This window comes from Albibacterium bauzanense, from assembly GCF_004339765.1.
GTDB classification, from domain to species: Bacteria; Bacteroidota; Bacteroidia; order Sphingobacteriales; family Sphingobacteriaceae; genus Albibacterium; species Albibacterium bauzanense.
On sequence record NZ_SMGO01000002.1, the window covers coordinates 302,522 to 327,957 of the forward strand.

General features: G+C 36.3%; 22 protein-coding genes and 1 tRNA gene. 10 read left to right on the top strand and 13 right to left on the bottom strand.

Annotated features, from left to right (window positions below; all coding sequences use genetic code 11):
• Positions 1-17: 17 nt before the first annotated feature.
• From C8N28_RS07200 to C8N28_RS07210, 3 genes are all read right to left on the bottom strand, one after another.
• Positions 18-3,029 carry a TAT-variant-translocated molybdopterin oxidoreductase gene (locus C8N28_RS07200; RefSeq protein ID WP_132223076.1) on the bottom strand — a complete coding sequence of 1,004 codons (3,012 nt, stop codon included), beginning with the start codon at positions 3,027-3,029 and terminating at the stop codon, positions 18-20.
• Between the two features lie 39 nt (positions 3,030-3,068).
• Positions 3,069-4,367, bottom strand: coding sequence for a cytochrome c3 family protein (locus tag C8N28_RS07205; protein ID WP_132223078.1), 1,299 nt, complete (start codon positions 4,365-4,367; stop codon positions 3,069-3,071).
• Positions 4,368-4,612: 245 nt separating this feature from the next.
• On the bottom strand, positions 4,613-5,587 hold the full coding sequence (locus C8N28_RS07210; protein WP_185140132.1) for a deoxyhypusine synthase family protein: 975 nt from the start codon (positions 5,585-5,587) through the stop codon (positions 4,613-4,615).
• An 88-nt stretch (positions 5,588-5,675) separates the two neighbouring features.
• Between C8N28_RS07210 and C8N28_RS07215 the strand changes: the two genes are divergently transcribed.
• The gene (locus C8N28_RS07215) at positions 5,676-6,827 is read left to right on the top strand and encodes a BamA/TamA family outer membrane protein (RefSeq protein ID WP_165870312.1); all 1,152 of its coding nucleotides are present in this window, start codon (positions 5,676-5,678) and stop codon (positions 6,825-6,827) included.
• 6 nt (positions 6,828-6,833) lie between these two features.
• On the opposite strand, the gene C8N28_RS07220 is transcribed toward C8N28_RS07215, so the two are convergent.
• Positions 6,834-7,622: an O-methyltransferase gene (locus tag C8N28_RS07220; RefSeq protein ID WP_132223084.1), complete on the bottom strand. Its 789-nt coding sequence runs from the start codon at positions 7,620-7,622 to the stop codon at positions 6,834-6,836.
• A gap of 88 nt (positions 7,623-7,710) precedes the next feature.
• Here C8N28_RS07220 and C8N28_RS07225 point away from each other — a divergent pair, with 88 nt between their 5' ends.
• Entirely contained in the window at positions 7,711-8,583 is an 873-nt protein-coding gene (locus tag C8N28_RS07225; RefSeq protein ID WP_132223086.1) for a transglutaminase-like domain-containing protein, read from the top strand.
• Here the strand turns inward: C8N28_RS07225 and C8N28_RS07230 are convergent.
• Positions 8,561-9,580, bottom strand: a complete 1,020-nt coding sequence (locus C8N28_RS07230; RefSeq protein ID WP_132223088.1) for a YncE family protein — start codon at positions 9,578-9,580, stop codon at positions 8,561-8,563. The genes C8N28_RS07225 and C8N28_RS07230 overlap by 23 nt on opposite strands.
• 97 nt (positions 9,581-9,677) lie before the next feature.
• Here C8N28_RS07230 and C8N28_RS07235 point away from each other — a divergent pair, with 97 nt between their 5' ends.
• Entirely contained in the window at positions 9,678-10,616 is a 939-nt protein-coding gene (locus C8N28_RS07235) for a hydrogen peroxide-inducible genes activator (protein WP_132223090.1), read from the top strand.
• On the opposite strand, the gene msrA is transcribed toward C8N28_RS07235, so the two are convergent.
• The 8 genes from msrA to C8N28_RS07275 all read right to left on the bottom strand — a co-directional run bounded on the left by msrA (position 10,599) and on the right by C8N28_RS07275 (position 18,591).
• Positions 10,599-11,315 carry a peptide-methionine (S)-S-oxide reductase MsrA gene (gene msrA, locus C8N28_RS07240; RefSeq protein ID WP_132223092.1) on the bottom strand — a complete coding sequence of 239 codons (717 nt, stop codon included), beginning with the start codon at positions 11,313-11,315 and terminating at the stop codon, positions 10,599-10,601. The genes C8N28_RS07235 and msrA overlap by 18 nt on opposite strands.
• A gap of 101 nt (positions 11,316-11,416) precedes the next feature.
• Positions 11,417-12,025, bottom strand: a complete 609-nt coding sequence (locus tag C8N28_RS07245; RefSeq protein ID WP_132223094.1) for a superoxide dismutase — start codon at positions 12,023-12,025, stop codon at positions 11,417-11,419.
• An 89-nt stretch (positions 12,026-12,114) separates the two neighbouring features.
• Positions 12,115-12,585: a nucleoside deaminase gene (locus C8N28_RS07250; RefSeq protein WP_132223096.1), complete on the bottom strand. Its 471-nt coding sequence runs from the start codon at positions 12,583-12,585 to the stop codon at positions 12,115-12,117.
• Between the two features lie 7 nt (positions 12,586-12,592).
• Positions 12,593-12,991, bottom strand: a complete 399-nt coding sequence (locus tag C8N28_RS07255) for a hypothetical protein (protein ID WP_132223098.1) — start codon at positions 12,989-12,991, stop codon at positions 12,593-12,595.
• A gap of 2 nt (positions 12,992-12,993) precedes the next feature.
• On the bottom strand, positions 12,994-14,403 hold the full coding sequence (gene rlmD / locus C8N28_RS07260; protein WP_132223100.1) for a 23S rRNA (uracil(1939)-C(5))-methyltransferase RlmD: 1,410 nt from the start codon (positions 14,401-14,403) through the stop codon (positions 12,994-12,996).
• A 27-nt stretch (positions 14,404-14,430) separates the two neighbouring features.
• Positions 14,431-15,000, bottom strand: a complete 570-nt coding sequence (locus tag C8N28_RS07265; RefSeq protein ID WP_132223102.1) for a TetR/AcrR family transcriptional regulator — start codon at positions 14,998-15,000, stop codon at positions 14,431-14,433.
• Position 15,001: 1 nt separating this feature from the next.
• Entirely contained in the window at positions 15,002-16,042 is a 1,041-nt protein-coding gene (gene pheS / locus C8N28_RS07270) for a phenylalanine--tRNA ligase subunit alpha (protein WP_132223104.1), read from the bottom strand.
• A gap of 164 nt (positions 16,043-16,206) precedes the next feature.
• Positions 16,207-18,591 (bottom strand): TonB-dependent receptor, encoded by a 2,385-nt coding sequence (locus tag C8N28_RS07275; RefSeq protein ID WP_132223107.1) that lies wholly within the window; start codon positions 18,589-18,591, stop codon positions 16,207-16,209.
• A gap of 296 nt (positions 18,592-18,887) precedes the next feature.
• Between C8N28_RS07275 and prfA the strand changes: the two genes are divergently transcribed.
• The 7 genes from prfA (at position 18,888) to C8N28_RS07310 (ending at position 25,332) form a co-directional block, all read left to right on the top strand.
• Positions 18,888-19,958, top strand: coding sequence for a peptide chain release factor 1 (prfA, locus tag C8N28_RS07280; protein WP_132223110.1), 1,071 nt, complete (start codon positions 18,888-18,890; stop codon positions 19,956-19,958).
• A 69-nt stretch (positions 19,959-20,027) separates the two neighbouring features.
• A tRNA-Asp gene (locus C8N28_RS07285) sits at positions 20,028-20,101 on the top strand.
• Positions 20,102-20,285: 184 nt separating this feature from the next.
• Positions 20,286-21,680 (top strand): site-specific integrase, encoded by a 1,395-nt coding sequence (locus C8N28_RS07290; protein WP_132223113.1) that lies wholly within the window; start codon positions 20,286-20,288, stop codon positions 21,678-21,680.
• The gene (locus tag C8N28_RS07295) at positions 21,673-22,761 is read left to right on the top strand and encodes a hypothetical protein (protein WP_132223116.1); all 1,089 of its coding nucleotides are present in this window, start codon (positions 21,673-21,675) and stop codon (positions 22,759-22,761) included. Before C8N28_RS07290 ends, C8N28_RS07295 begins: the two co-directional genes overlap by 8 nt.
• A gap of 56 nt (positions 22,762-22,817) precedes the next feature.
• The gene (locus C8N28_RS07300; protein ID WP_132223119.1) at positions 22,818-23,123 is read left to right on the top strand and encodes a helix-turn-helix transcriptional regulator; all 306 of its coding nucleotides are present in this window, start codon (positions 22,818-22,820) and stop codon (positions 23,121-23,123) included.
• Positions 23,120-24,313, top strand: coding sequence for an AAA family ATPase (locus tag C8N28_RS07305; protein WP_132223122.1), 1,194 nt, complete (start codon positions 23,120-23,122; stop codon positions 24,311-24,313). The genes C8N28_RS07300 and C8N28_RS07305 overlap by 4 nt, the downstream gene beginning before the upstream one ends.
• Positions 24,314-24,414: 101 nt before the next feature.
• A complete protein-coding gene (locus C8N28_RS07310; protein WP_132223125.1) occupies positions 24,415-25,332 on the top strand; it encodes a BT4734/BF3469 family protein in 918 nt (305 codons plus the stop codon).
• Positions 25,333-25,436: the final 104 nt, after the last annotated feature.

Consider the following 25,436-nt stretch of genomic DNA (forward strand, 5'->3'; position numbering starts at 1 on the left):
AGATATATTATTCTTGTTTACGCTTCGAAAGTATTTCTCACTTTCGTCATATAACCAACACCTGGTTGAACGTTTAATTCTTCTAACACGTAATATACGCGCTCATTTTTCAATGCTTGAGATACCGCAGAATCAGGATCATTACGATCTCCAAAAATGATGGCATTCGATGGACAAGCTGCTGCACAGGCTACTTGAATATCGCCATCTTTAATTGGACGTTTCTCAGCCTTAGCTTTTAATTTACCAGCCTGTATACGTTGAATACACATTGAGCATTTCTCCATTACTCCTCTAGAACGAGAAGTAACATCTGGGTTTAATACCAATTGTGTAAATTCATTATTCAAGTAATTATCAAATCTTGAGTCGTTCCAATAGTTAAACCAGTTAAAACGACGAACTTTATATGGACAGTTATTAGCACAATATCTTGTACCAAAACATCTGTTATAAGCCATGTGGTTCAATCCTTCAGAAGAATGGACAGTCGCTAAAACCGGACAAACAGTTTCACAAGGTGCGTGATCACAATGCTGACATAACATTGGCTGATGAACAACTGTTACCTGGCTCAAATCACTCAATCTATTAACTTCACCTTCACGTGTTACTGCCTCATTATTATCATTCTCAAAGCTATAATAACGGTCAATACGGATCCAATGCATCTCTCTACGGCGACGAACTTCATCGCGTCCTACAACAGGTACATTATTTTCAACACTACAAGCAACAATACATGCCCCACAACCTGTACAAGCATTTAAGTCAATAGCCATAACCCAGCTATGTCCCGGTTGCTCGTATTTATTCCACAAATCGTAAGTTTTATGTTTTTCACCAGTATTACCACTTCCATGAGCAGGATTGGTTTTATAATTAGCAAAAGTAGTTTCACGAATTATATTGCGTCCTTCAATGGTCTGATGAGTTTGCGTTTGTGCTAATACATAAGTTCCAGCTGCCTTACTAATCGTAACTGAATTATTAAATTGCAAACTACCATTAACAAGTCTTACAAATGGATAGGCATTTTTACCTACATCATTTCCAGCTTTACCAGCTTTCGTTCTTCCAAAACCAAGCGCTACTGAAATAGTACCAGCAGCCTGACCTGGTTGAATTAATACAGGCAATATAATTGAATAACCATTCTCTGCCTTTACCTCAACTAAATCATTCTCTCCAATACCTAATGATTCTGCATATTTAGGCTCAATGGCTGCATAATTATCCCAAGTAACTTTAGATACAGGATCCGGCAATTCTAATAAGTAAGCATTGTTACCTTGTTTACCATCTCCAACTCCTCCACTTAAATAAAGCTGTAGCTCAATATCTTTAGCAATTGCTTTGCTTTGTGTTCCAATCTGATTTGCCAGATCTGAAACAGAAGAAGTGAACGATTGTGCACTGCCTCCTCTAGATCCTTTAAATTCAAAGCCTTCCTGAAGAGCATCGTACCAATTCTTTCCTTGCGGCAAAATATTCTGCTCCCAATAAGCTTTTACATAGTCATGATAAGAAGTAGTATTTCCAGCCCATATTAAGAAGCTTTGTTCAAACTGACGTGAATCAAAAACAGGGTTTATAGTCGGTTGTACTAGTGTATAATATCCAGCGTAAGCCTCACTATCTCCCCAAGATTCTAAATAATTAGAGTTTGGAGCGATAATATTTGCAAAAGATGCAGTTTCATTCTCGCGATCTGCGAAAGAAACTTTAAATTTAATCTTAGACAAGGCATCTTCAACACTCTTACTATCATAGTATTCATAAATTGGATTGCTTTCAGCAAAGAAAGCAACATCAATTAATCCACTATTTGCTTCTCTCAAGAATTCAGCAAAAGCCTGATCATCTCCTTTATATTGGTTAGATGCATTGTCCAAATCAATCGTTGAGCCATAACTTCCTAAATGAACGTTAATCGCATTTACAAGAGACTGAATATTTGCATCGTTAGAGCCGGCTACAAGTATAGCCTTACCTCTTACTTGGTTTAATTCTTTAGCTACTAATTTAATTGCAGTAGCTGCCTTTTGATTTTCACTAAGTGCATTAGGTAATGCAGAACCAGTAAGTTCATTATACAATGCAATTAATAAAGGTCCTTCTTCAGAAGGTTTAACAGTAACGCGAACATCTGCATTGGTACCTGTCAAACTTAAACCACTTTCAAATTGAATGTGGCGAGACATTTTTCCATTCTTTAAAGAAGTATGGCTTCTATTGGCCATATACTGCTTAGTATTCTCGATACCATCTAACCAGGTGCTTAAGAAGTCTGCACCAACACTTACAATAACATCTGCATTATCAAAACGATACTGCGGAATTACAGCTTTTCCAAAACTAAGCTCATTGGCTTTAATCATTCCGGTATAAGATACCGCATCAACCACAACCAGTTTTGCTGTTGGATATTTAACTGTAAACTCATTAATAGCTGCTAGAGCTGATGGGCTATTGATGGTTGAAGAAACAATACGAATTTGTTTTCCTGAATTTGATGCTGAATTTAAAGCTGCAATAACCTGCTTGTCAACTTCCTCCCACGAAATACCTTCATCTCCGGAACGAGGTCCCTTTAACTTAGACATATCATATAGGTCAAGCACAGATGCCTGAGTAGACGGGCTTACACCATTACCGGCGAAAAGTGCTTTTGTATTAGCTTCAACGAAGATAGGTCTACCTTCGCGAGTTTTAATAACAAGGCTCTGACCCTTATAACTTGAAGCATAATAATTTGCAACACCAGGTGTTACTTCCTCAGGTTTAATAATATATGGTACAGATTTATGAATTGGAGTACGCTGACAGGCAGCAAGGGTTACTGCTCCAACCCCAAAACCCAATGCCTTTAAGAAATCACGGCGTGGAGTCTTAGTACTTAAACCAGCTTCATTTAACACATTTTCAATAGGAATATTCTCTGTAAACTCAGAACCCTTCTTTTCAACAAAAGCAGGAGTCTGATGTAATTCCTCCAAACCTTTCCAGTATTTCTTGTTGCTATCCATTTAAGCTTTATATAATCGTATTATCTACGTTTTTATTTATTAATAATGACACTTACCACATTCTATACCGCCAAGAACAGCAGCTGTAATTTTCTCACCGCTTTTTAATTTATCGTGAGCAGCAATTAATTGATCGTAATAAGCGTTATCTTTAGAGTTAACCTCAGTTTCTTTGTGACATTCAATACACCATTTCATTGTTAATGGAGAATATTGATACACTTCAGCCATTGTTTCAACCGGACCGTGACATCTCTGACATTCGATACCAGCAACAGTAACGTGCTGAGAGTGATTAAAATAGGCTAAATCAGGAAGATTATGGATACGAATCCATTCAACAGGTTTCGTGTCAGTTCCATAAGTACGAGTATCAGGATCCCAATCTATAGCGTTATAAATCTTTTGTATTTCAGGAGATACTTCTCCATTATATTTTTCTGAAGCTGTTACAGCATTGTGACAGTTCATACAAACATTTAAAGAAGGTATGGATGCATTCTTTGAAGTTGCAGCACCACTATGGCAATACTGGCAATCAATTTGATTTACTCCAGCATGTAATTGGTGTGAGAATTTAATTGGCTGAACAGGTTGGTAACCTTCATGAACACCAACATTCCACATTACATTCCATCCTGCTGTACTTAAAAGTGCAACAATTCCTAGAACAACAAAGAAAACAAGCTTTTTATTTCGGGAAAGTTTTTTTAACTTATCTACGAAAACTTTCCCTGAAGACTCCCCCCCATCATCTTCTCCTTCCTCACCTTCAGTAATACTTTCTCTGTTCTTTAAAATAATTCTATCCAGCGTCCGGATCACACGATTCAGAACCAGAATAACTAAGAATGCTATAATTAATACAACGATTAATCCTCCAAACATGAAGTTACTTACATCACCACTGGCTCCAGCTTGTTGACCAGCAGCACCTTCAGCACCTCCAGCAGCAGCTGGCGCAGGTTTTGATGCATCATCTACATAAGCAAGAATGTTACGGATGTTATCTTCAGTTAATGTAGGGAAGGCAGGCATCATAAGCTTGTTATGATCCTCAAATAGTTTTATCGCAGCTTCATCACCTGAAGCGATTAAAGCTTGCGAATTATGAATCCATGAAATTAACCAGGCTTCATCATGACGTTCAGTAACACCCTTTAAAGCTGGACCAATTACAGCGCGATCAACGCCGTGACATGCGCTACAATCTGCTTTAAAAAGTGATTCCCCTTCCTTGATATCTTGTGCTTGCACAAAAAGGGTTGCCATGCTTAGTATAGCTACTAAGGTTACTGACTTTGCAACACGTCTAAAAATTAAAGAGATATTTCTCATTTTGAGAGTTTTATACGATAAAATGTGTGACAAATTGAATAAGACCATAGAGAGCCGAGGCTCACATTTTGGACTCGAAGGACAAAAGTATAACTTATTAATATATCCCTGACAATTTGATGACCTAATTTACTAATTTATAATTATTCTAAATTACTTAAAAAGTGCTCCATTCAGCAATCAGACCAATTTTATATAAAAAATGAAATCGACCTAATTAAAAAATAAGAATAAAAATTCGTTTATTATTGTTTTAATACCCATGCAAAAATTAAAGGAACAACAATCGTAGCATCAGACTCAACAATGAACTTCGGAGTGTTGATATCTAATTTTCCCCAAGTAATTTTTTCATTAGGAACAGCTCCGGAATAAGACCCGTAAGATGTTGTAGAATCTGATACCTGACAGAAATAACTCCAGAAAGGAATATTCTCCATTTCCAGATCCTGATAAAGCATCGGAACAACACAAATTGGGAAATCACCTGCAATTCCTCCACCTATCTGAAAAAATCCAACTCCTTTACCTGCTGAATTCTTAGTATACCAATCAGCCAAATAACCCATATACTCAATACCGCTTTTGGTAGTCGATGCTTTCAATTCTTTCTTGATAACATAGGATGCAAAAATATTACCCATCGTTGAATCCTCCCAGCCGGGAACAATAATTGGCAAATTCTTTTCAGCTGCTGCTAACATCCATGAGTTTTTAGGATCAATTTCATAATATTGCTCTAAAACACCGCTGTTCAACATTTTATACATGTACTCATGGGGGAAATATCTTTCACCAGCGCTGTCAGCATCTTTCCAGATCTTATAAATATGCTTTTGCAATCTTCTAAATGCCTCCTCTTCAGGAATACAAGTATCTGTTACGCGGTTATAATGATTCTCTAAAAGATCCCATTCTTCTTGTGGGCTCAAATCCCGGTAGTTGGGCACTCGTTTATAATGTGAATGGGCAACTAAGTTCATGATATCTTCTTCAAGATTTGCTCCTGTACAAGAAATTATAGAAACCTTATCTTGTCGGATCATCTCAGCTAATGATATACCTAACTCAGCTGTACTCATTGCACCTGCCAATGTAATCATCATCTTTCCACCTTCATCAAGATGAGATTCATAACCCTTTGCTGCATCCATTAAAGCAGCAGAATTAAAATGTAAGTAGTTTTTTTCAATAAATTGAGAAACTGGCCCTCTTTCCATAAGTATTAAATAAGAATAATGAATGAATGCTCCAAAGTTAGCTATAAATAAGATAATCTTAGCCTACATTTCCTACCTTTGCCGCAATATGAGAATATCTACAAAAGTTTCTATACTGATAGCTTTCCTATCTATCTTTCACAATCAACTTTTTGCACAAAAGAAGCTGTGGGACATTCCAATCATTAAGAAATTTACTACCACAACAAAAGATAGTACACGCTCTCCAAGCCTTCTAATACTACCTGTACTAGGTTATTCTCAAGAAACCAAAGTAGAATTAGGCGCAACAGGTATTTATAACTTTTATGTAGATAAAGCCGATACTACTATCTATACCTCTAATATTAATACGGTAGTTAGCTTTACTACTGAAAAGCAAATTAATTTAAAATTAGAGACTGATATCTGGACTAGAAATAATGACTACCATTATATTACTGCAGTTAGATATAAAAAATATCCTTTCAATTATTATGGTATCGGCGATGAAACTCTTGCCAGTGATAAAGCTCTACTTACACAGCGATTCTTTCAGTTCAATTTTGAATTAGAAAAGAAAATAGTAAGAAAGTATTATACCGGGGTAAATATTCAATTCGAGAATTTTACTTATAAAGAGGGCTCTCCAAATGAAAACTTTGACCTATCTCAAGTTTATGGAGGTTATGGAGGGAAATACTTAGCACTCGGGTTATCACAATCTTATGATAGCAGAAATTCCAACACCGAAACCACAAAGGGTTTGTATGGTAGAATAAAATACGCCTATGCGCCAGATCTATGGGAAAAAGATAACTATACAGGAGGAGTTCTTTCTTTAGACCTAAGAGCCTTCTTTCCTCTGCACAAAAAACTAACTCTTGGAGTTCAAAGTGTCTTCAAAACCCTCTTTTCAGATAATATTCCATTTTATTTAACTCCTCAACTCGGTAACGATGAAATAATGAGAGGATATTATCAAGGTCGGTATCGGGATAAGAACTATCTGGCTAACCAGGCCGAGTTGCGTTATCGGATACATCCAAGAATAGGGCTAGCTGCTTTTTTAGGAGCAGGAACCGTATATAAAGAAGCTCTTGATTTGTCGCACTTAAAATTTTCAGGAGGTGGAGGAGTTCGCTATTTCTTCGATTTGGAGCATAACTCAAGTATCCGAATAGATTATGCTATTGGAGAAAAAAACCCTGGGGAAGAACGACAAGGAGGCTTTTATTTATCACTCGGACAAGCCTTTTAAAATTAATTAATGAAATCGCACTTTAAAGTTCTCTTTCACCTGATCAGGTTTAAAAAACACTAAACCTATATAAAACAAGTCTATAGTTACAGTCACCTGCGGATGATTCTTGATTTCTTGCCAAGCTTCTTTCATTCCTTCACTCCAATAAATATCATCGAAAATTAAAATAGAGCCGGCATGCACTTTTGGTAAACAGTCGTAAAAATATTTCAAAGTAGCATCTTTACGGTGATTCCCATCGATAAAAAGAAAATCAATCCTAGGAAGCTCTTCAACAATCTGAGGAAATAAAATATCAAAATTACCTGTACGCGTTTCGATATTATTTACATCTAAACGCTTAAAATTCTCCATTGCAACTTTTGCAGTTTCAGGACAACCTTCTACCGTTATAATATGAGAAGAATTGGAAGCTTTTGATAAATAGAGAGTCGTTATCCCTAAACATGTACCTAATTCTATAATTGATGCCGGTTGAAATTCATTTGCTAAACGCGCTATCAATTTAGCAACTCTTGGGGGTTTCAATGCATTTTTCGCCAGACTCCTGATTTGCTTCACCTTGCCATTATTCAACATCGAACCAGCTCCAAGGTCAGTTATACGTATGGTTCGCGTATCATTTTTAAGTTGCTCACGAAGCTCTTCAATTGGGTTAGCATACTCTTTCGTTGAAAAATCATATATAACCCGATCAATCAAATTATATACAAATGGAGAATGAACCCCATGTCTGCTATTAGATGTCAGGTAGTGCTTAAAATAATCTACAAAAAAACGGATATTCGACATGCTTCAAAGATAAGCGTTCCTTATAAAGACCAAAGTATTATTCGTAAATTTACAGCTTAGTTCTATAGCAGTAAAACGATGCTTAATTATGGCAGATATAAAAGAAATTAATTCCCTGATTCATTTACTAGATGATCCCGACATGGAGGTATATCAACATGTCGAAGAGAGGCTGTTAACAATGGGCGAAGAGGTTATCGCTCCTTTAGAACTTGCTTGGGAGCAGTCTTTTGATGCTTTACAACAATCACGCATTGAAGAACTTGTTCATAAGATTCAATTCAATCAAGTATTAATTGATCTGGAACTTTGGGCTTTAAGTGGTTCTTTTGATCTGTTACAAGGATTAATAATTGTTAATAAATACCAATATCCAGATTGTGATGAGCAAAAAATAATCAACCAGATAGAATCCATTAAACGGGAGATCTGGTTGCAAATGACCTATAGCATGAATGCTGTAGAAAAGGTACGCCTATTCAATACGATCTTTTATAATACAGAGGGCTTTTCAGGAAATACCCGAAACTATAACGATCCTCAAAACTCTTACATCGGACAAGTACTTGAAAGCAGGAAGGGTAACCCTATTTTATTAGCATGCATTTATAGCATTGTAGCTCAAAAATTAGATATGCCAATATATGGAGTAAATTTACCTCAGCATTTTATCTTAGCCTGTACAGATAATTATCAAACCAATAATAAAGAAGACGAAGTTCTATTTTATATTAATGCATTTAATAGAGGTCAGATATTTGGCAGGCATGATGTACTTTCGTTTTTAAACCAGCTTAAATTGCCGAATTATCCTCAATTCTTTCAACCCTGCGATAACATTTCTATAATAGAACGGGTTTTAAGGAATCTGTACAATTATTATACAAACAACAGCATAACTCAGAAAGCAGAGGAATTAGAAAAGATGTTAGCTTTAATTAACGGGCATCAATATATATAGACACGGGTGTTAATGCAAACTGGTTATATATAGCCTGAGGAGCAACATTTCCATCATCACTAACTTTAAATCGCAAAAGTTTCTTACTTTGCCGATCAATAACATACATCAATAATTTATCTTCCCGATCATCCACACTAATATCAATTGGCGTTTGCATTTGCGTTTGCGCCCCTCCAATAACTCGAGTAGGTGTAATTGTAGCTTGTGTATTAAAAGCTTCCCGCGCATTTTCTATAATATAGACTTTACCCGATCCAAAGTCAGTTAAAAAGAGTGTATTTAATCTATTTGAATATGATATTCCACGCAGATCGGTTGCTCCGGCAATTTTAATTTTCTTTGAAGCTGTCACATCTCCCGAATCAATTTTTGTCAGGTTCTCAAGCAACTGAACTTCAGCGCTCGCGCCAGCCATCACAATAAATAAACTATCTCCACTTGTTGTATCACCTTGCAGGTATAATCCCCATGGCTGTCCGCTCAATTTAAATTTCTTATTAGGCCGAATATTACCATTACGATTTAAAGCCTGAAAATATACATAGATACTCTCTGAGAGATTATCAGAAACATATAGATTTTTTGAAGAATGATCATACACCAAATCCCGTTGATAAAGCAGAGTTGAATCACGAAATGTACTTCCAGTACCAACTGCACCCTGACTATTAACTGAGAAAGACTTAATTGATTGATCTCTCAAACTACCCTGAAAAACTTTTCCAGCAAAAGGATCAAAGTAGATGCCTGCACCTTCCATTACACCTGAATTATATTCAAATGGCTTCAAAAACTGCTCTGCATGTGCCGGATCAAATACACCAATATTATTATATGGATCTTCCAGATCATCGGTTTTAACATCGAAAAATGAAACATATAACCTGGAAATTTCTGTTTTAGGCAATACCGGCTCATCATCATTTCGTTCACAGGCTGTAAAAAAACCAATCGAAAAGATAATTAATAAAGCAAATAATCCTGATTTCCTCATTCCGTTTTTTTATGGATAACCAACTAAGACAAAAGTAGCAAAAAAAGATGAACTGGAAACCAAGCCATTTCCTTATATTTATGGTTATAAAACTGAAATGACACTCGTTCAACTAGAATATATTATTGCAGTCGATACCTATAAGAGTTTCGTAATGGCTGCAGAAAAGTGTTTTGTAACACAACCTACCTTAAGTATGCAGATCCAAAAACTTGAGGCAGCTTTAGGTGTTCGTATATTTGATCGAAGTAAACAACCAATCTTACCAACCGACATTGGAAAGGCTATTATCAATCAAGCCCGAATTGTTCTAAAAGAAAGCGACAAAATAAAAGAGCTTATCATAGAAACCAAAGATGAACTAGGCGGTGAAATTAGAATAGGCATCATACCTACACTTGCGCCCTATTTATTACCGCGCGTTCTGGGTTCATTTATGGAAAAATATCCCAAAATGAAACTGCAAGTATGGGAATCAACGACAATGAAGGTAATTCAAGAATTAAAACTCGGTTTACTTGACTGTGGCATTCTTTCTACGCCATTAGATGATCAGGAATTGATTGAACACCCTTTATTTTACGAAAATTTTGTAGCCTATATTTCAAAAAATAGCGCTTTAAATGAAAAGAAAATAGTCAATGTAAGTGACCTCCTAAATGAAAAACTATGGTTGCTCAATGAAGGACACTGTATGAGAAATCAAGTATTAAATATCTGCCAAAAGAAACGTTTAATGCACCCTGAAGAAACCTTACAATATAATACAGGAAGTGTTGAAACCCTCAAACGAATGGTAGATACTAATTCAGGTGTTACCATATTACCCGAATTAAGTATTCTTGAATTTGGAGAAGACCAGCTTGAAAGAGTACGCTATTTTAAATCTCCTGAACCCGTTCGGGAAATATCCCTGGTTATCACAAAGAACTCTTTAAAACAACGTGCTATTTCTTTGTTAACAAAAGAAATATTGAGTGCCGTTCCAGAAAAGTTCAAAGCCAATAAAAAGAAGGATCTAATTCACATTGACTGATTCATTTTTAAGCCTTCCTGCAAACACCTTCCTAAACCTTTCAAGTTCAGGTTGAATTACCTGAAGGCAATACGGATTAGTTGGGTTTAGAGCATAATAATTTTTATGATAGTCTTCCGCTTCATAAAAATCACCATAAGGTTCTACCTTAGTAACGATAGGCTTCGGATAAACTTTTTCCTCATTTAGCTTCTTTATGTAATAATTTACCAAATCTTTCTGTGCCTGATTATGATAAAATATGGCTGATCGGTATTGTGTACCAACATCATTTCCCTGCCTATTAAGTTGAGTAGGGTCATGAGCTACAAAAAAGGCTTCTAATAGCTGATCAAAAGAAATACTGTCTGAATTATATATAATATTTACTGCCTCAGCATGGCCGGTTCTACCAGTTGAAACTTCCTCATAAGTAGGATTTTTAGTAGTTCCTCCTGAATAGCCCGAAACTACCTCTTGTACACCGGCCAATTCAAGAAACTGTGCTTCTACACACCAAAAACATCCTGCAGCAAAAGTTGCAGTATCCAATCCTCCATCACTATTCAAAGGAAGATTATCTGAGACTAAAATTTTGTTTTCTTGATTAACATTTGCCTCTTTTGATTGCGGACTTGGATTTGATGCACAAGCGGACACGGCAAAAGTCAAAGCAAAGAAAAATACAACAACCTGAGATATTCTATTATTTTCTAACATAATCATTCTTCTAACACCAGATTAAAGTTACTTAAAATATATAAAACACGAACGGCGATGCCGTTAAATACAACATCGCCGTTAATAAAATTACAAACGTATTATTTTGCTTTAGCGAAACGATCAGCCACAGCATTCCAGTCAACAACATTGAAGATAGCTTCAAGGTAAGCCGGACGTTTATTTTGATATTTTAAGTAATAAGCGTGCTCCCATACATCAATTCCAAATATTGGTGTACCTTTTACTTCGGCAACATCCATTAAAGGATTATCTTGATTTGGAGTTGAACTAACTTTTAATTTACCAGAACCATCAACGATTAGCCAAGACCAGCCAGAACCAAAACGTGTTGCTCCAGCAGTCTGCAATTGTTTTTTAAGCTCATCAAAAGATCCAAAAGCTTCATTTATTGCCTTTGCTAATTCTCCTGTAGGTTCACCACCACCATTTTTAGATAATACCGTCCAGAATAAAGAGTGATTGAAGTGCCCGCCACCATTATTACGAACAGCAGCACTGTATTTTGAAATATTTTTAATGATTTCCTCCAGGGAAAGATTTGCAGCATCTGTTCCTTCAATAGCTTTATTCAAGTTATCTACATAAGCCTGATGATGTTTCCCATGGTGAATTTCCATGGTTTCTTTATCAATAGAAGGTTCTAAAGCGTCTGAGGCGTAGGGTAACGCCGGTAATTCGAATGCCATAATACTTTGATTTTAAAAAATGATTAATATACAAATATAACTAGAATGTATGGTATTTGTTTGACAGTTTCGTCAAATTCATATCATGATTAACGTCTCTTTTGTTGAAAGAAGTCTTTTATAAGCGCTGAACAATCCTTTTCCAAAACACCAGAAGTAATTTCCGTTCTTGGATGAATTATAGAAGAATTATAAGCTGAATACCCACGTTTATCATCTTTAGCGCCATAAACAATGCGACCAACCTGTGTCCAAAAAGAAGCTCCGGCACACATTACACAAGGTTCTAAAGTAACATAGAGTGTACATTGCTGCAAGTACTTTCCTCCTATATAATTAGATGCAGAAGTAAAAGCTTGCATTTCTGCATGGGCTGTTACATCATTTAATTTTTCACTAAGATTATGTCCCCGGGCAATAACCTTATTCTTAAAGACGATAACTGCGCCAATCGGAACCTCATCAAGCTCCCTTGCTTTTAAAGCTTCTTTTATAGCCTCCCTCATGAAATACTCATCGGCACCCGTACTATTCTCTTCCTCAAAATTAATGTAGGTCATTAGAAAATTAATAATAGGGGTAAAAAACGAAATTAGCTCCTTCCGGAACAATAACAAAGAGACACATAAAGTCTTCAGGTTCTTTAAACTTCTTAATAAAAGCGTCCTTCTTATCTTCTTTAATAATGCCTACCTCAAGAAATTCTTCCAAACTTGATGCCTGAATAGTCCAGTCTGTTCCCAGTTCTGTTTTATCCAGTATAATTTCACCTACTTTAACTTCATGCTGATGAGCAATAAATATAGGATATTGCGTATAGTCTTCTGCTAATAACTCTGCTGCAACCTCACGAATAGATTCCTTATAAAAGTCGAGGTCCACCTTTAAGCTCTTTAATGGACTATCTTTCTTTTTATCATCTCCACCATCCTCTGAAGGAGGTAGTAGTAAATCCTGTAAATCCATAACTAATTCTTAAGAGTCAATAATACTACATTTTCAACGTGTTGCGTATGAGGAAACATATCAACCGGTTTAATTCTGCTAACTTCATATTTTTGAGTTAAAACAGTTAAATCTCGTGCTTGTGTAGCTGCATTACAACTTACATAAACTATTCTATCTGCTCCTATTTCCAATAGTTTGTCTACAACATCAGGATGCATCCCCGCTCTTGGAGGATCTGTAATAATAACATCAGGTTTGCCATGAAGAGCAATAAATTCATCATTTAAAATGTCCTTCATATCGCCTGCGAAGAAAGCAGTATTCTCGATACCATTAATTTCAGCATTAATTTTGGCATCATCAATAGCTGTAGGAACATATTCAACACCAGTTACCTTCCTCGCATCTTTCGCAACAAAATTAGCAATGGTACCGGCACCAGTATATAAATCATACACTAACTCCGTACCATTCAACCCTGCGAAATCCTTGGTTATTTTGTATAATTCATGAGCCTGCAAAGAATTCGTCTGATAAAACGACTTAGCACCTATTTTAAATTTAAGCTCAGCCATGGCTTCAAAAATATGATCGCGGCCAGCATAAACATGAATATCCTGATCAAATATGGTATCGTTCTTCTTTTGATTAACAATATAAAGCAGTGATGTTATTTCCGGAAAAGATGCTTGAAGAAAACTCATCACATCCTTGATATTATCCCCTTCGGGATACCCAAAGACAACAATAACCATTAACTCACCGATCGATGTATTCCGTATAATCAAGTTTCTTAATGCGCCCTCATGCCTGCGTAAATCATAAAAGCTAATTCCTTTCCGAATAGCGAAATCGCTTAATAAATTACGAATCGCATTGGATGGATCTGCCTGAAGATAGCAATGATCAATGGTCAAAATTTTATCAAAACGCAAGGGAACATGAAAGCCCAAAGCATTCCGTTCAAACTCCTCGTTACTACTAATCTCTTCTGGAGTTAACCATCGTTGATTCGAGAATGTATACTCTAATTTATTCCGATAATATGTGGTGTTTTCAGAAGGTAAGATTGTTTCTATAGAAGAAGTGTCAACTTTTCCAATACGAGTTAAGGCATCCTCAACACTTTTTTGCTTGTATAATAATTGGGCATCATAGGTCATATGCTGCCATTTACAACCTCCGCAAACTCCAAAATGCTTGCAAAAAGCTTCTGTCCTATGTAATGATGGCTTCTTTAATTCAAGTACATTTGCCTCTGCAAAGCTCTTTTTCTTCTTTTGTATTTCTACATCTACAATATCACCTGGAATTGCATGCTGAATAAATAAAACTAAATCTTCCGCTTTTCCTACTCCTTTACCCCCTTCAGCAATATCTATAATTTCCACATTATCAATGCGGATTTTTTCCCTAACTGTCTTTCTCATGTTCCGCGAAATTACGCATAATATCAATTAAGCAATAGCTGCTTTGACTAAAAAAGGAAGCATATCATTTTGGAATGAAATAAAATTCTTCCTTACATCGGCAACACTTACAGAAGTAAATGCAAAAGAAAACACGATACTCTTACTAGAATTAACTAAGAATCTTAAATTATTAAGAGGTATAGAAACGCGATCGCTCTCTTGAAAAGATTGAATCAATAAATTCTCCAAATCGTCTGAAAGAGTTTTTAAATATTCCTGCGCGTTGGCAGATTCACGAATAAAATCCCATCCTACAAATTCATTACAAATGGTATAGGATAACTTACTCACCTTTAAAATTAAATTACTGAGATAGGTTTCAAGATCTAAATCCTTTGGTGAATTATTAATTAAATCTTTCACACTCTTGCGGATATATTCCATTAAAATAGCATGCAAGATCATTTCTTTGCTTTCGAAATACTTGTAGATGGTTGCTTTAGCAACTTTCGCATCACGAGCAATCTCATTTACGTTTGTTTTATTATATCCGTAACGACGAAACAGCTCCCTTGCAGAATCTTTAATACATGCTTTAACTTTATCCGCTACCATATTAAATTGTTTCAGTCTCAAACTGTCTTAAGAACCGAATATCATTCTCTGAGAATAAACGTAAATCCTTTATCACGTATTTAAGATTAGTGATACGTTCAATACCCATTCCAAAAGCAAACCCACTATATTTCTTACTGTCAATACCACAATTTTCCAATACATTCGGATCTACCATTCCGCAACCTAAAATCTCTACCCATCCACTCCATTTGCAAAGAGTACAACCTGCACCTTTACAAATGGTACAAGAGATATCCATTTCAGCAGAAGGTTCTGTAAATGGAAAATAAGACGGACGAAACCGAACCTTCGTATCCTCACCATATAATTCTTGAACAAAATGAAACAGAGTCTGTTTTAAATCGGCAAACGAAACATCTTCATCAACATATAACCCTTCAACCTGGTGGAAAAAGCAATGTGCCCTGGCCGAAATAGCTTCATTCCGATAAACCCTTCCCGGCATAATAGCCCTAAAAGGAGGCTTTCCGTTTTCCATCATTCTTACCTGAACAGAAGAAGTATGCGTGCGTAAAGCAATATCATTACCCTCTTTCTTTTCAATGAAAAAAGTGTCTTGCATATCTCTCGCAGGATGCTCTTCCGGAAAATTCAACGCACTGAAGTTATGCCAGTCATCTTCAATCTCCGGACCTTCAGCAACAATAAATCCCATTTTATTAAATATCCCAACAATTTCTTTCCGCACCAAAGACAAAGGATGTCTTGAACCCAACTCCAAACCCTTTCCAGGAAGCGTTAAATCCTGAGTTGAACCTCCGGCTTTATCTGAATTATCTGCTATCTGCTCCAATAAGCTCTTGTGCTTAGATTCAGCCAACTGTTTAAAGACATTTAATACCTGGCCTAATTCACGCTTCTCTTCAGTAGAAACTGTTTTAAATTCTTCAAACAAAGAGCGCACAATCCCTTTATTTACTAAAAAACGTAAACGAAAAGCTTCAATCTCTTCCGCAGAAGAAGCATTGAAAGCATTGATCTCTTCAGTATACCCCTGTATCTTGGTCTTTATATCCATTGTTTTTGAAATTCCATATACTACCTTAAATCGAAATTGAAGGTGAATTTATTGCTAAACTTATACCTAGGTCGTATATTTTGCGTAAAAATACGTCATTAGTATGGAAATGCAAAAAACCCTGAAAATTGATTCCAGGGTTTCACTAAAAAATTAGAAATCTATTAGAATTTCAAATTCAAACCTAATAGAAAGTTACGAGTTGCTTGAGGGAAATAATAGTTGTAAGTCTCCAATTGGCCATCCGGATTAAAATATCCAAATGTATATCCATTCGCTTCATATAATTCATTGAAAATATTATTTACTTTCAATGTAACTCCTAAATTCTTCAAGCCTTTAATAGGTGCTTGATAGCTTAAACGCAGATCAGATGTAAAAAACGGATCAATACTTTTAGCTTCATTAGCTGTATTATCCAAATATTGGCGAGAAACATATTTGCTTATCAAAGCAATCTCAGCCCTCTCAAAAGGTACATAAGCAAACTCATTAGAAAGAATGGTATTTGGTGAAAGCGCGATATCTGTTTCGCTTAATGTTTCTGCTTTCTGATCAACCACATCCCAATTAGCATCATAGATATCAGTATAAAATGTATAATCTTTAATCTTATTCTGACTAAATGCCGCAGTTGCCCTCCATGTAAAATTAGCAAAAGGCTGCCAGCTAGCGTCTAGCTCAGCTCCAATCCGATAACTCTTATCCACATTCTCACGAACTGCCGAACCAATATCATTAATCTGTCCGGTAACAACCAATTGATCTTTATAGAACATGGCATATCCATTGACACCTACATTGAATTTACTGGAAGAGATCCGATAACCTAATTCAACATCTGTAAGTCTTTCAGGTAAAGGCCTACTTTGAGAAGGGGATAAATCTGTAAAATCTCTTCTAACAGGTTCCTTATTAGCCATAGCCACAGACGCATATACATTGCTATTATTGTCAAAGCTTAAACTCAACCCCACTTTTGGGTTAAAGAAATTATAATCCATTTCTTGATCCAACATTCCCAAGTCCCTATTTACACCTCTCAAAATATAGTTTACTTTGCGGTATTGTACATCACCAAAGAAACTAAAATTATCTACTTTATAATCACCCTTAGCATACACGTTAAAATCTCTCTTTGTGGCATCATTCAAATAGTACTTATCACCCAAATTCAGATTAGACGAATAGGTAGCCCAAATTACTTCCCCATAATGATCTCCTTGATATTCATTATAAGCACCACCTAAAGTTAGATTCAGTGAACTTGTAGGTCTGTAATTCAGAGAATAAGTAAGTCCATAAAAATAATTATCCAACCACCTTCTTCTTACCAAATCCGTATTAGTAATTGTTTCGCTACCAATGGTTACAGGTTCTAGTTTATACTCTTCAAGCGCAGCATCCTCCTCAAATTCTTCATAATAACCCAAACCTCTTGTATAGTGCAAAGCTCCATTCAATAGCAATTTGGCATTTAGCTGATTAGAATACAATAATTGATAATGCGTTTGTGTATAATTATCAGTCTGATCTTTGTAATCAAATTCATTGTGCGTGCGATCAGTTTTTAATAACTCTTCTGGAACGCCGTTCCAAGCTTGATAGGTTTTTTCCTTCCCAGAAAACACATTTGCTCTCAAAAAGCTTTTTTCTCCATACCATGCTCCTGAAACATAAAACGATTTCAAATCAGAAAAGGCATTATCAATATACCCATCCGATTTTACCTGAGAAAGTCGGGCGTCTAAACTAAATTTATTATTAATAAGTCCGGTACCTAATTTAACCGTGTTTTTCCACGTATTATATGATCCGAAACTATTATCTAACTCACCATATGCTGTATCAATCCGTTGATCTGTTTGAATATTAACACTCGCTCCAAAAGCACCTGCGCCGTTAGTTGATGTACCAACACCACGCTGTATTTGAATGTTATTTACAGACGAAGCAAAATCAGGCATATTTACCCAGAAGGAGCCTTGACTCTCAGAATCATTGTATGGAATTCCATTAATGGTAACATTAATCCGTTGAGAATCACTTCCCCGGATAGTCATATTGGTATAGCCAACTCCTGCACCAGCATCAGAAGAAACCACTACAGAGGGAGTTTGATTTAACAGATAAGTTATATCCTGTCCCAAATTATTCTTGGCAATTTCATCACTAGAAAGATTCTTAAATGTTGTTGCTGCATTAGTAGAAGCTCTAGTAGCTTGTACAACTACTTCATCAGCCAAAAAACTTGACGGCTCCATCAGAACCACAATACTTTGATCTTGAGGGATAACAACAGTCTTTTCCGCTGTCTTATAGCCCAAGTAACTCACCACAAGCAGGTTACTTCCTGCTTTTAAATTGTTTAATTGAATCTGTCCCTGCAAATTCGTTTGCCCACTCAAAGGCGTTCCTTTGATCCGGATCGAAGCTCCCGTTAAAAGTTCAGTCGTTCTTGCATCTCTAACCTCGATGCGAACTGTGTTTTGTGCCAGCAACCATACAGGCAGCCATACAATCGCCAATAGCGCAATTGTTTTTTTCATTGTTCTTTTGATTTTTTTTAATAAAACATAACAGAGACGAGGGTTGTCTCCGCCCTTATTTTATTTACCTTCCCTACGCCGGCATTATCCGGATCAGGTCCACAGAAGAATTAACTCAGAAAAGCAAATTCAACCGATGGGTATAATCTCAGCCCTGAATTTCGTTATCATTCAGAACACCCCCTTAGATGCAACAAAGGTAAAAGAAAATCCCAGATAAAAGAAAATGAAGAAAAAATCTTATTTTTGCAGAAATCTGTAAAATCACAAACAGATTAAATCAGCCCCAATAAAATATGTTACAAAAATTACAGGCTATAAAAGAACATTGGCAAGACGTAGAACGCGAATTGAGCAATCCGGATACCGTTAATGACATGAAGCGCTTTGCCAAGCTTAATAAAGAATATAAGGATTTAGGTAAAATTGTTGACAAATACCACATATATAAAAATGTGGTAAGCAATATTGAAAGCAATCGGGACATCTTATCTAATGAAAAAGATCAGGAATTGCGCGAGATGGCTAAAGAGGAGCTAGATCTTTTATTAGAAGAAAAGGAAACATTGGAAGAAACCGTACGCTTAATGCTTATTCCAAAAGATCCTGAAGACGCTAAAAATGCTATAATTGAGATCAGAGGGGGTACCGGTGGTGACGAAGCTGCATTATTTGCAGGCGATCTTTACCGAATGTATACTCGCTATTTCGAAGATAAAGGATGGAAAGTTGAAACCATGGACGTTACTGAAGGAACTGCCGGTGGATACAAAGAGGTTATTTTAAAAGTAACCGGTGAAGATGTTTACGGTACGTTAAAATATGAATCAGGCGTTCATCGTGTACAACGTGTACCTGATACTGAAACCCAAGGCCGTGTTCATACCTCTGCAGCATCTGTTGCCGTTTTGCCAGAAGCAGAAGAAATAGACGTATACCTTAACCCTGCAGATGTTGACTTCCATACCTCTCGTTCAGGAGGAGCCGGCGGACAAAATGTTAACAAGGTAGAAACTAAAGTTCAGCTTACTCATAAACCAACCGGAATTGTTGTAGTATGTCAGGTAGAACGCTCTCAATTAGCCAATCGTGAGCTGGCAATGGATATGCTTCGTTCTAAACTATATGAACTGGAATTATTAAAGAAAAATGGCGATATCGCTGCAAAACGTAAAACCATGGTATCAACCGGTGACCGTTCTGCAAAGATTCGTACCTATAACTACCCGCAAGGAAGAATAACTGAACACCGAATTGGTTTAACACTTTACAACCTTCCATCTGTTATGGATGGTGATATCCAGGAGATTATCGATGCATTGCAATTTGCAGAAAATGCAGAAAAAATGAAAGAGAGCGATATGTAAATCTTTTTTCACAAAAATGTTGTGAAATATAGAAATCGCAGTATATTTGCATTCCCAAAAGGGAACAACGGTTCGGTAGTTCAGCTGGTTAGAATACATGCCTGTCACGCATGGGGTCGCGGGTTCGAGTCCCGTCCGGACCGCTAACGAAAGTTAGATAAGATTAAAGGAGGTTGAAAAACCTCCTTTTTTTATGCCCTAAGGCCACTTCTTGTTAAATAGCATAAGGGCAGATTCAACAAGATTTACTAAAAAGAACCCCCAAAAGAACCCCCGATAATTCTCTTTCTTTCCCCTCTTTTCGTAACTTTCATAAAATTACCGATTATGATGATAGTTAAAGCAGAATGCGGGATTCGTTTTAGGCTAAGAGAACCCAAGTCCAAACTTCCTACCCCAATCATTTGCATTATAGAATATGATGGCAAACCTGTTATTAAAATTCCGACGGGCGTAAAGGTTTATCCTTCTAAATGGAATGCAAGCAGTGAAAAACCAATAGGAGGTCTCAAAGGTTTACAAAAGGAAGATTACGATTTAATAACGGATCGCATTGCTAAAATCAAAGGTGAGGTAAATACCCAATACAAAGACTATACAAATCAATTCGATCGTTATCCCGATAAAACAGCCTTCAAAGCATCGGTAGTACGTGCATTATCGGGAAAGGAGGAAGAAGATGATCCGTTAATGAAAGACCTATCTTTCATTAACTTCATTTCACTACAAATTAAACGCTCTGAATCAGGGGTACGCGTGAAGCTATCTGGTAATGGTGCAGGTCAAGCTTTTACTAAGGGAACCATTAGCGACTACCGAGTAGGCCTGAATTTTTTAAAGACCTATATAGATGACAGAAAATTGAGCACCTTAGATTTTGATGACGTTACCTTAGAATTCTACTGGGATTTACAGGATTACGTCTACAATGAAAGAAAGCTATCTCTTAACTACTTCGGAAAACTTATTAAAAACATCAAAGCATTCATGCGTGAAGCTCAGGAAATGGGGTATCATAGTAATGAAGCTTATAAATCTAGACGGTTTCTTAAACCCCAGGAAGAAACGGATGCCATTTATCTAAATGTAGAGCAGTTAAAAAAGATTGAAGAACTCAACCTTTCCGAAATACCTTACTTAGAAAATGCACGTGATTTATTTTTGATCGGCTGCTGGACAGGTCTACGATTTCAAGATTATTCTCAATTGACAGCCAAAGCTAAAATTGAAGGTAATTTCATTCATATAAAAACTACAAAAACAGGTGCTAGTGTCGCGATTCCACTCCTTCCAACAGTAAGAAAAATCATAAAGAAGTATGAAGACTCAGAAAAAGGAATTCTTCCGCACGCTATCACCAATCAAAAACTAAATGAGTATATAAAAGTCGTCGCCGAAAAGGCCAAATTAAACCAAAGCATAAACATTTCAATTCCTGTCGCTGGCAAAAGAAAAACGATAAATCAACCGCTACATTCCTTGATCACCACTCATTCCGCACGAAGATCTTTCGCTACGAACATGTATAGACACTTTAACTTACCTCCTATCACCATTATGAAAGTAACCGGACATAAAAGCGAATCGGTTTTTTTAAAATATATCCGCATGACACCAGAAGAAAATGCACAATCCATATTAGATGCCGTTAATAAAATCCATAATGCAGACAAAGTAAAGGCCAAACGAGCTTTAAAGAAGATTGGAGGGGATCATGGATAATTATTCAAAGCAGTATTTTCAGCATGATAAAGCCACCATTATCAATTATGGAAAATTATTCATTGATTCTGAGGGAGGATGCAATTGGGAAAAACTCTGGATAGGAAGCACAAAATCATTGTCAAGACCATCATGGCTACACTTTTACTATGATTTATACACAAACAAATTCCAGGAATCAATTGATAATTTATTGAACTATGAGATTGGCGCCTACCAACGAGAACAAATCATTCACGATACTAAAGATCTCGTTGAGATATTAAAAACAACAGAAACCACCAACCCTCAAAATCCTGCTTCAAAAACATATGTAAGCATAGAACTAGCTGCACTTGAAAAATTTAAAGAAGCTATAGAATATCTTTTTGAAAATTATATTCTTGAAAATTTCCCATGGGGTGAGGGTGAAAGACAAGATATTGTTATTATAAAGTTAATCAATGGTCAATTTAAAGAGATATTACTCGAAGGCTATTATTCTATAATTAATTACTATGAAAATGAGGATCAGCAAAAAATACGAGAACTCGAAAAGCAAATTCAAGATTTTAAAAATACAATTCAAATACTTAAAGAAGATACCAAATTAAATGAATCTCGACTTAATGAATTGAAAAATCAAAAAAATGAGATCCAAAGCAAGTCTAATCAATTAAAAGTTCAACAGAGGACCGACAAAAAATCTATTAAAGAGTTAACTAAAGAGATCCAGAAATTAAGACAGGAAAACGATGTGGTATATTCTTTAGAGGATGATTTATCCGATTCGACCCATAACGATTTGTTTGCCTTAATCTTATTAAACGAGCTGGATCTGTTGGATTCAAAAGTATGGGATAATGCAGAATCTATTGATGACGTTGCAAACGTCTTGTATAATCTTTTGAAAATTTCAAAGAAATTGAAATTAACTGCAAAAAGTATTGTGAAATACCGAGGAATCATCTTATATCCTCATACAGATCATAAGCGATACGAAGGATGGCAAAAAACATACAATAAAAGGGTAACCGAAATAATGAACAAATATTTACCGAAAAAGGAAATAAAACTAATAAAACCGATAAAATTAAAATAAAGACAGTGTCCAGAAGTTTGTCCTAATGATACTTGTGCCATTCAAACACGTAAAGAATGGCACAAATTTTAACCAGTTATTCGGATGCAGAGTTCAAGGAGATTCTGTCCGAGCAAGTCAAAGAAGTTTTTAATGATGTTATTAAAAACAACAAATCATCATTTCAAAAGCCTGAATCCCCAACAGCAGAAAGGTATAAAACCAGAGAAGAGACACGGCGATATTTCAATGTCTCCTTAACCACTTTATATTATTGGGAAAAAGCTGGAATATTAATTCCAGATCGCATTGGTAGGCGGGTTCTATATTCCGAAAAGGCAATCCAAGAATCTGTCCAGAAACAGAAAGGGGACTTGATATGAAAAACTCAACCGTTCTCAATGGGTTCAATGGTCATAAAACCATCGACTTTACTCCATCTCAACCCCAGTCATCAATAGCAATAAGAAAGGGAAAGTATGATGAGGAAGTGTTTTCTGCTCTTGATCTTTACAACCGCAACATCAAAGAGCTCCCAAAACTTTTAGGTGAATTAATTCCAAAAGTAGGAATTATCTTACTCGCGGGTAGTTCTGATACGGGAAAATCAATTTTTGCAAGAGACCTTCTTTTATCACTTGTATTAAACAAAGCTGAATTCATCGGATTTCCCTTTGCGGAAAACCTATTCCGAAAAGCAATCATTGTTTGTACTGAAGATGATGATTTGGCGATTAGTTATCTTATCAGAAAACAACTACAGGATGAATCCGAAGAATTAAAACTCCTTTGCCTTCAAAACCTTTATTTTTTATTCGATTCTGAAAACTTAATTGATCGACTAAATTCCATCTTAACAAAGGACCGCATTGATATTATTAAGATCGATACGCTTGGCGACCTTGTCAATGATATCAAGGATAATGGAGAAACAAGAAAACTTCTAAGCAGCATGAAAAAGCTTGCGATGAACTATCAATGCTTGATTCTCCTGATGCACCACACAAACAAGCGAACAGAAAGTCTCGTTCCCAATAAAAGCAACATTCAAGGTGCAGGTGGTTTGGAACAGAAATGTCGACTAGTACTAGAATTAAGAAATGATTTAAACGACTCTAATTTAAAACACCTTTCCGTTTTAAAAGGGAACTATCTTGGAGCGGAATACAAGCATTCAAGTTTTGTTTTAGAATGCGACCCTCTTTCCTTAACATTCAAAAATACAGGACAACGTATTCCATTTGAAGATTTAATCGACTCCCAAAAAGTCAATTCAAGACCTACCAAGAATACACTTCCTGATTATAGTGATATCGATCATCATCGATGGAGAATGATCCTCTCACCCATTTTCAAAAAATATTCTAATGGGTTATTAAGAAATCAATTGATCACCATCCTAACGGTAGAATTGAAAGCGTGGTACAACCTGGAAACGGCACCCGGCAAAAACAAAGTCAGTGAATTAATCACACGCCTTCAATTGGATGGCATTTTATCCGATCCAGCAACAGGAGGCTTAAGAGGAAAAGCAGCGATAATTAACCTAATCCCATTTACTGAACCGGACTGAATGGTATACCTAAAGGTATCTACCATTTCAGTTCGGTTCTAATGTGAACTGAAATAGCAAACTGGAATGGAAGGTCAGTTTAGTTCAAAATCAACACTATTATGAAAAGTTTAAAAACATCCATCTGTAGTATCTTTCAAAACAAATATGCTACTGCTCCTAAAGCAATAACTTTATGGGAGGCCTTAACTACTCCTTGGCAATCGGCACTTATAAAACAAATTCAATCTCTGCCCTATCAATCTTTCGAGCAACATAAGTTAAAGGGAAAACTATTAGCAATAACCCCGAGTAGTTTTCAACTTGGTGGACGTGGGGAAAAACACCATGTTCACCATAGTGGCTATTTGGCATTTGACATTGACGGCTTAAAGGACAAACTGGATTATGCCTTCAACAAGATTATTCAATTACCGTATATTTCCTATTGTGGCAAATCAGCTAGTGGCAAAGGCTTATGGGGTCTTATGCCCATCATGGATCCCTCACTTCACAATGAGCATTTCAATGCAATGGTCACCTATTTTAACAACCTAGGGATAACCATCGACACTGCCCCCAGAAATGTTGCTTCTTACCGATTTCTGGCGTATGATCCTCATGCGTATTTTAATGACAATGCCCAAGTTTTTAAAGAAACACAAACGAACGAAAAGATATTTGTCAAACCAGAAATCAACTATATCCCTATTGAGGTAGATCAGTATAACATCTGGCGACTCTTCAATCAACACGCAGACTTCGACGTGATCCATAATATTCTTTTAGAAGCAGGCTGGAAATACCATTCTACAAAAGCTGAAAAAGTTCGATATACCCGCCCTGGTAAAGATCCGAGGAATGGACTGAGTGCAGAGTACCACACAGCCCGTAAAACTTTTTTCGTGTTTAGCAGCGAAGCACCACAAGCTCAATTCTTCATCAATAAAGGGGGCGGTTCTCCTTGTGATATTGTTTTACAGTATGCCGCACACGGCGATCGAAAAAAAGCCCGAAATATTATAAAATCACATCTATAACCGTTTAAAGGTAGCGAGCCTATAGGTAGTCATCTTGCAATGGCAGGTAGTGCCTTTGTCTTACGCCACGACGGGATTGGCGAGCAATCCATAAAATAACTCCT

Bases quoted from the DNA above. Each gene is read 5' to 3' on its own strand.
- C8N28_RS07200 (WP_132223076.1), bottom strand. From the start codon at position 3,029: ATGGATAGCAACAAGAAATACTGGAAAGGTTTGGAGGAATTACATCAG.
- C8N28_RS07205 (WP_132223078.1), bottom strand. From the start codon at position 4,367: ATGAGAAATATCTCTTTAATTTTTAGACGTGTTGCAAAGTCAGTAACC.
- C8N28_RS07210 (WP_185140132.1), bottom strand. From the start codon at position 5,587: ATGGAAAGAGGGCCAGTTTCTCAATTTATTGAAAAAAACTACTTACAT.
- C8N28_RS07215 (WP_165870312.1), top strand. From the start codon at position 5,676: ATGAGAATATCTACAAAAGTTTCTATACTGATAGCTTTCCTATCTATC.
- C8N28_RS07220 (WP_132223084.1), bottom strand. From the start codon at position 7,622: ATGTCGAATATCCGTTTTTTTGTAGATTATTTTAAGCACTACCTGACA.
- C8N28_RS07225 (WP_132223086.1), top strand. From the start codon at position 7,711: ATGGCAGATATAAAAGAAATTAATTCCCTGATTCATTTACTAGATGAT.
- C8N28_RS07230 (WP_132223088.1), bottom strand. From the start codon at position 9,580: ATGAGGAAATCAGGATTATTTGCTTTATTAATTATCTTTTCGATTGGT.
- C8N28_RS07235 (WP_132223090.1), top strand. From the start codon at position 9,678: ATGACACTCGTTCAACTAGAATATATTATTGCAGTCGATACCTATAAG.
- msrA (WP_132223092.1), bottom strand. From the start codon at position 11,315: ATGTTAGAAAATAATAGAATATCTCAGGTTGTTGTATTTTTCTTTGCT.
- C8N28_RS07245 (WP_132223094.1), bottom strand. From the start codon at position 12,025: ATGGCATTCGAATTACCGGCGTTACCCTACGCCTCAGACGCTTTAGAA.
- C8N28_RS07250 (WP_132223096.1), bottom strand. From the start codon at position 12,585: ATGACCTACATTAATTTTGAGGAAGAGAATAGTACGGGTGCCGATGAG.
- C8N28_RS07255 (WP_132223098.1), bottom strand. From the start codon at position 12,991: ATGGATTTACAGGATTTACTACTACCTCCTTCAGAGGATGGTGGAGAT.
- rlmD (WP_132223100.1), bottom strand. From the start codon at position 14,403: ATGAGAAAGACAGTTAGGGAAAAAATCCGCATTGATAATGTGGAAATT.
- C8N28_RS07265 (WP_132223102.1), bottom strand. From the start codon at position 15,000: ATGGTAGCGGATAAAGTTAAAGCATGTATTAAAGATTCTGCAAGGGAG.
- pheS (WP_132223104.1), bottom strand. From the start codon at position 16,042: ATGGATATAAAGACCAAGATACAGGGGTATACTGAAGAGATCAATGCT.
- C8N28_RS07275 (WP_132223107.1), bottom strand. From the start codon at position 18,591: ATGAAAAAAACAATTGCGCTATTGGCGATTGTATGGCTGCCTGTATGG.
- prfA (WP_132223110.1), top strand. From the start codon at position 18,888: ATGTTACAAAAATTACAGGCTATAAAAGAACATTGGCAAGACGTAGAA.
- C8N28_RS07290 (WP_132223113.1), top strand. From the start codon at position 20,286: ATGATGATAGTTAAAGCAGAATGCGGGATTCGTTTTAGGCTAAGAGAA.
- C8N28_RS07295 (WP_132223116.1), top strand. From the start codon at position 21,673: ATGGATAATTATTCAAAGCAGTATTTTCAGCATGATAAAGCCACCATT.
- C8N28_RS07300 (WP_132223119.1), top strand. From the start codon at position 22,818: ATGGCACAAATTTTAACCAGTTATTCGGATGCAGAGTTCAAGGAGATT.
- C8N28_RS07305 (WP_132223122.1), top strand. From the start codon at position 23,120: ATGAAAAACTCAACCGTTCTCAATGGGTTCAATGGTCATAAAACCATC.
- C8N28_RS07310 (WP_132223125.1), top strand. From the start codon at position 24,415: ATGAAAAGTTTAAAAACATCCATCTGTAGTATCTTTCAAAACAAATAT.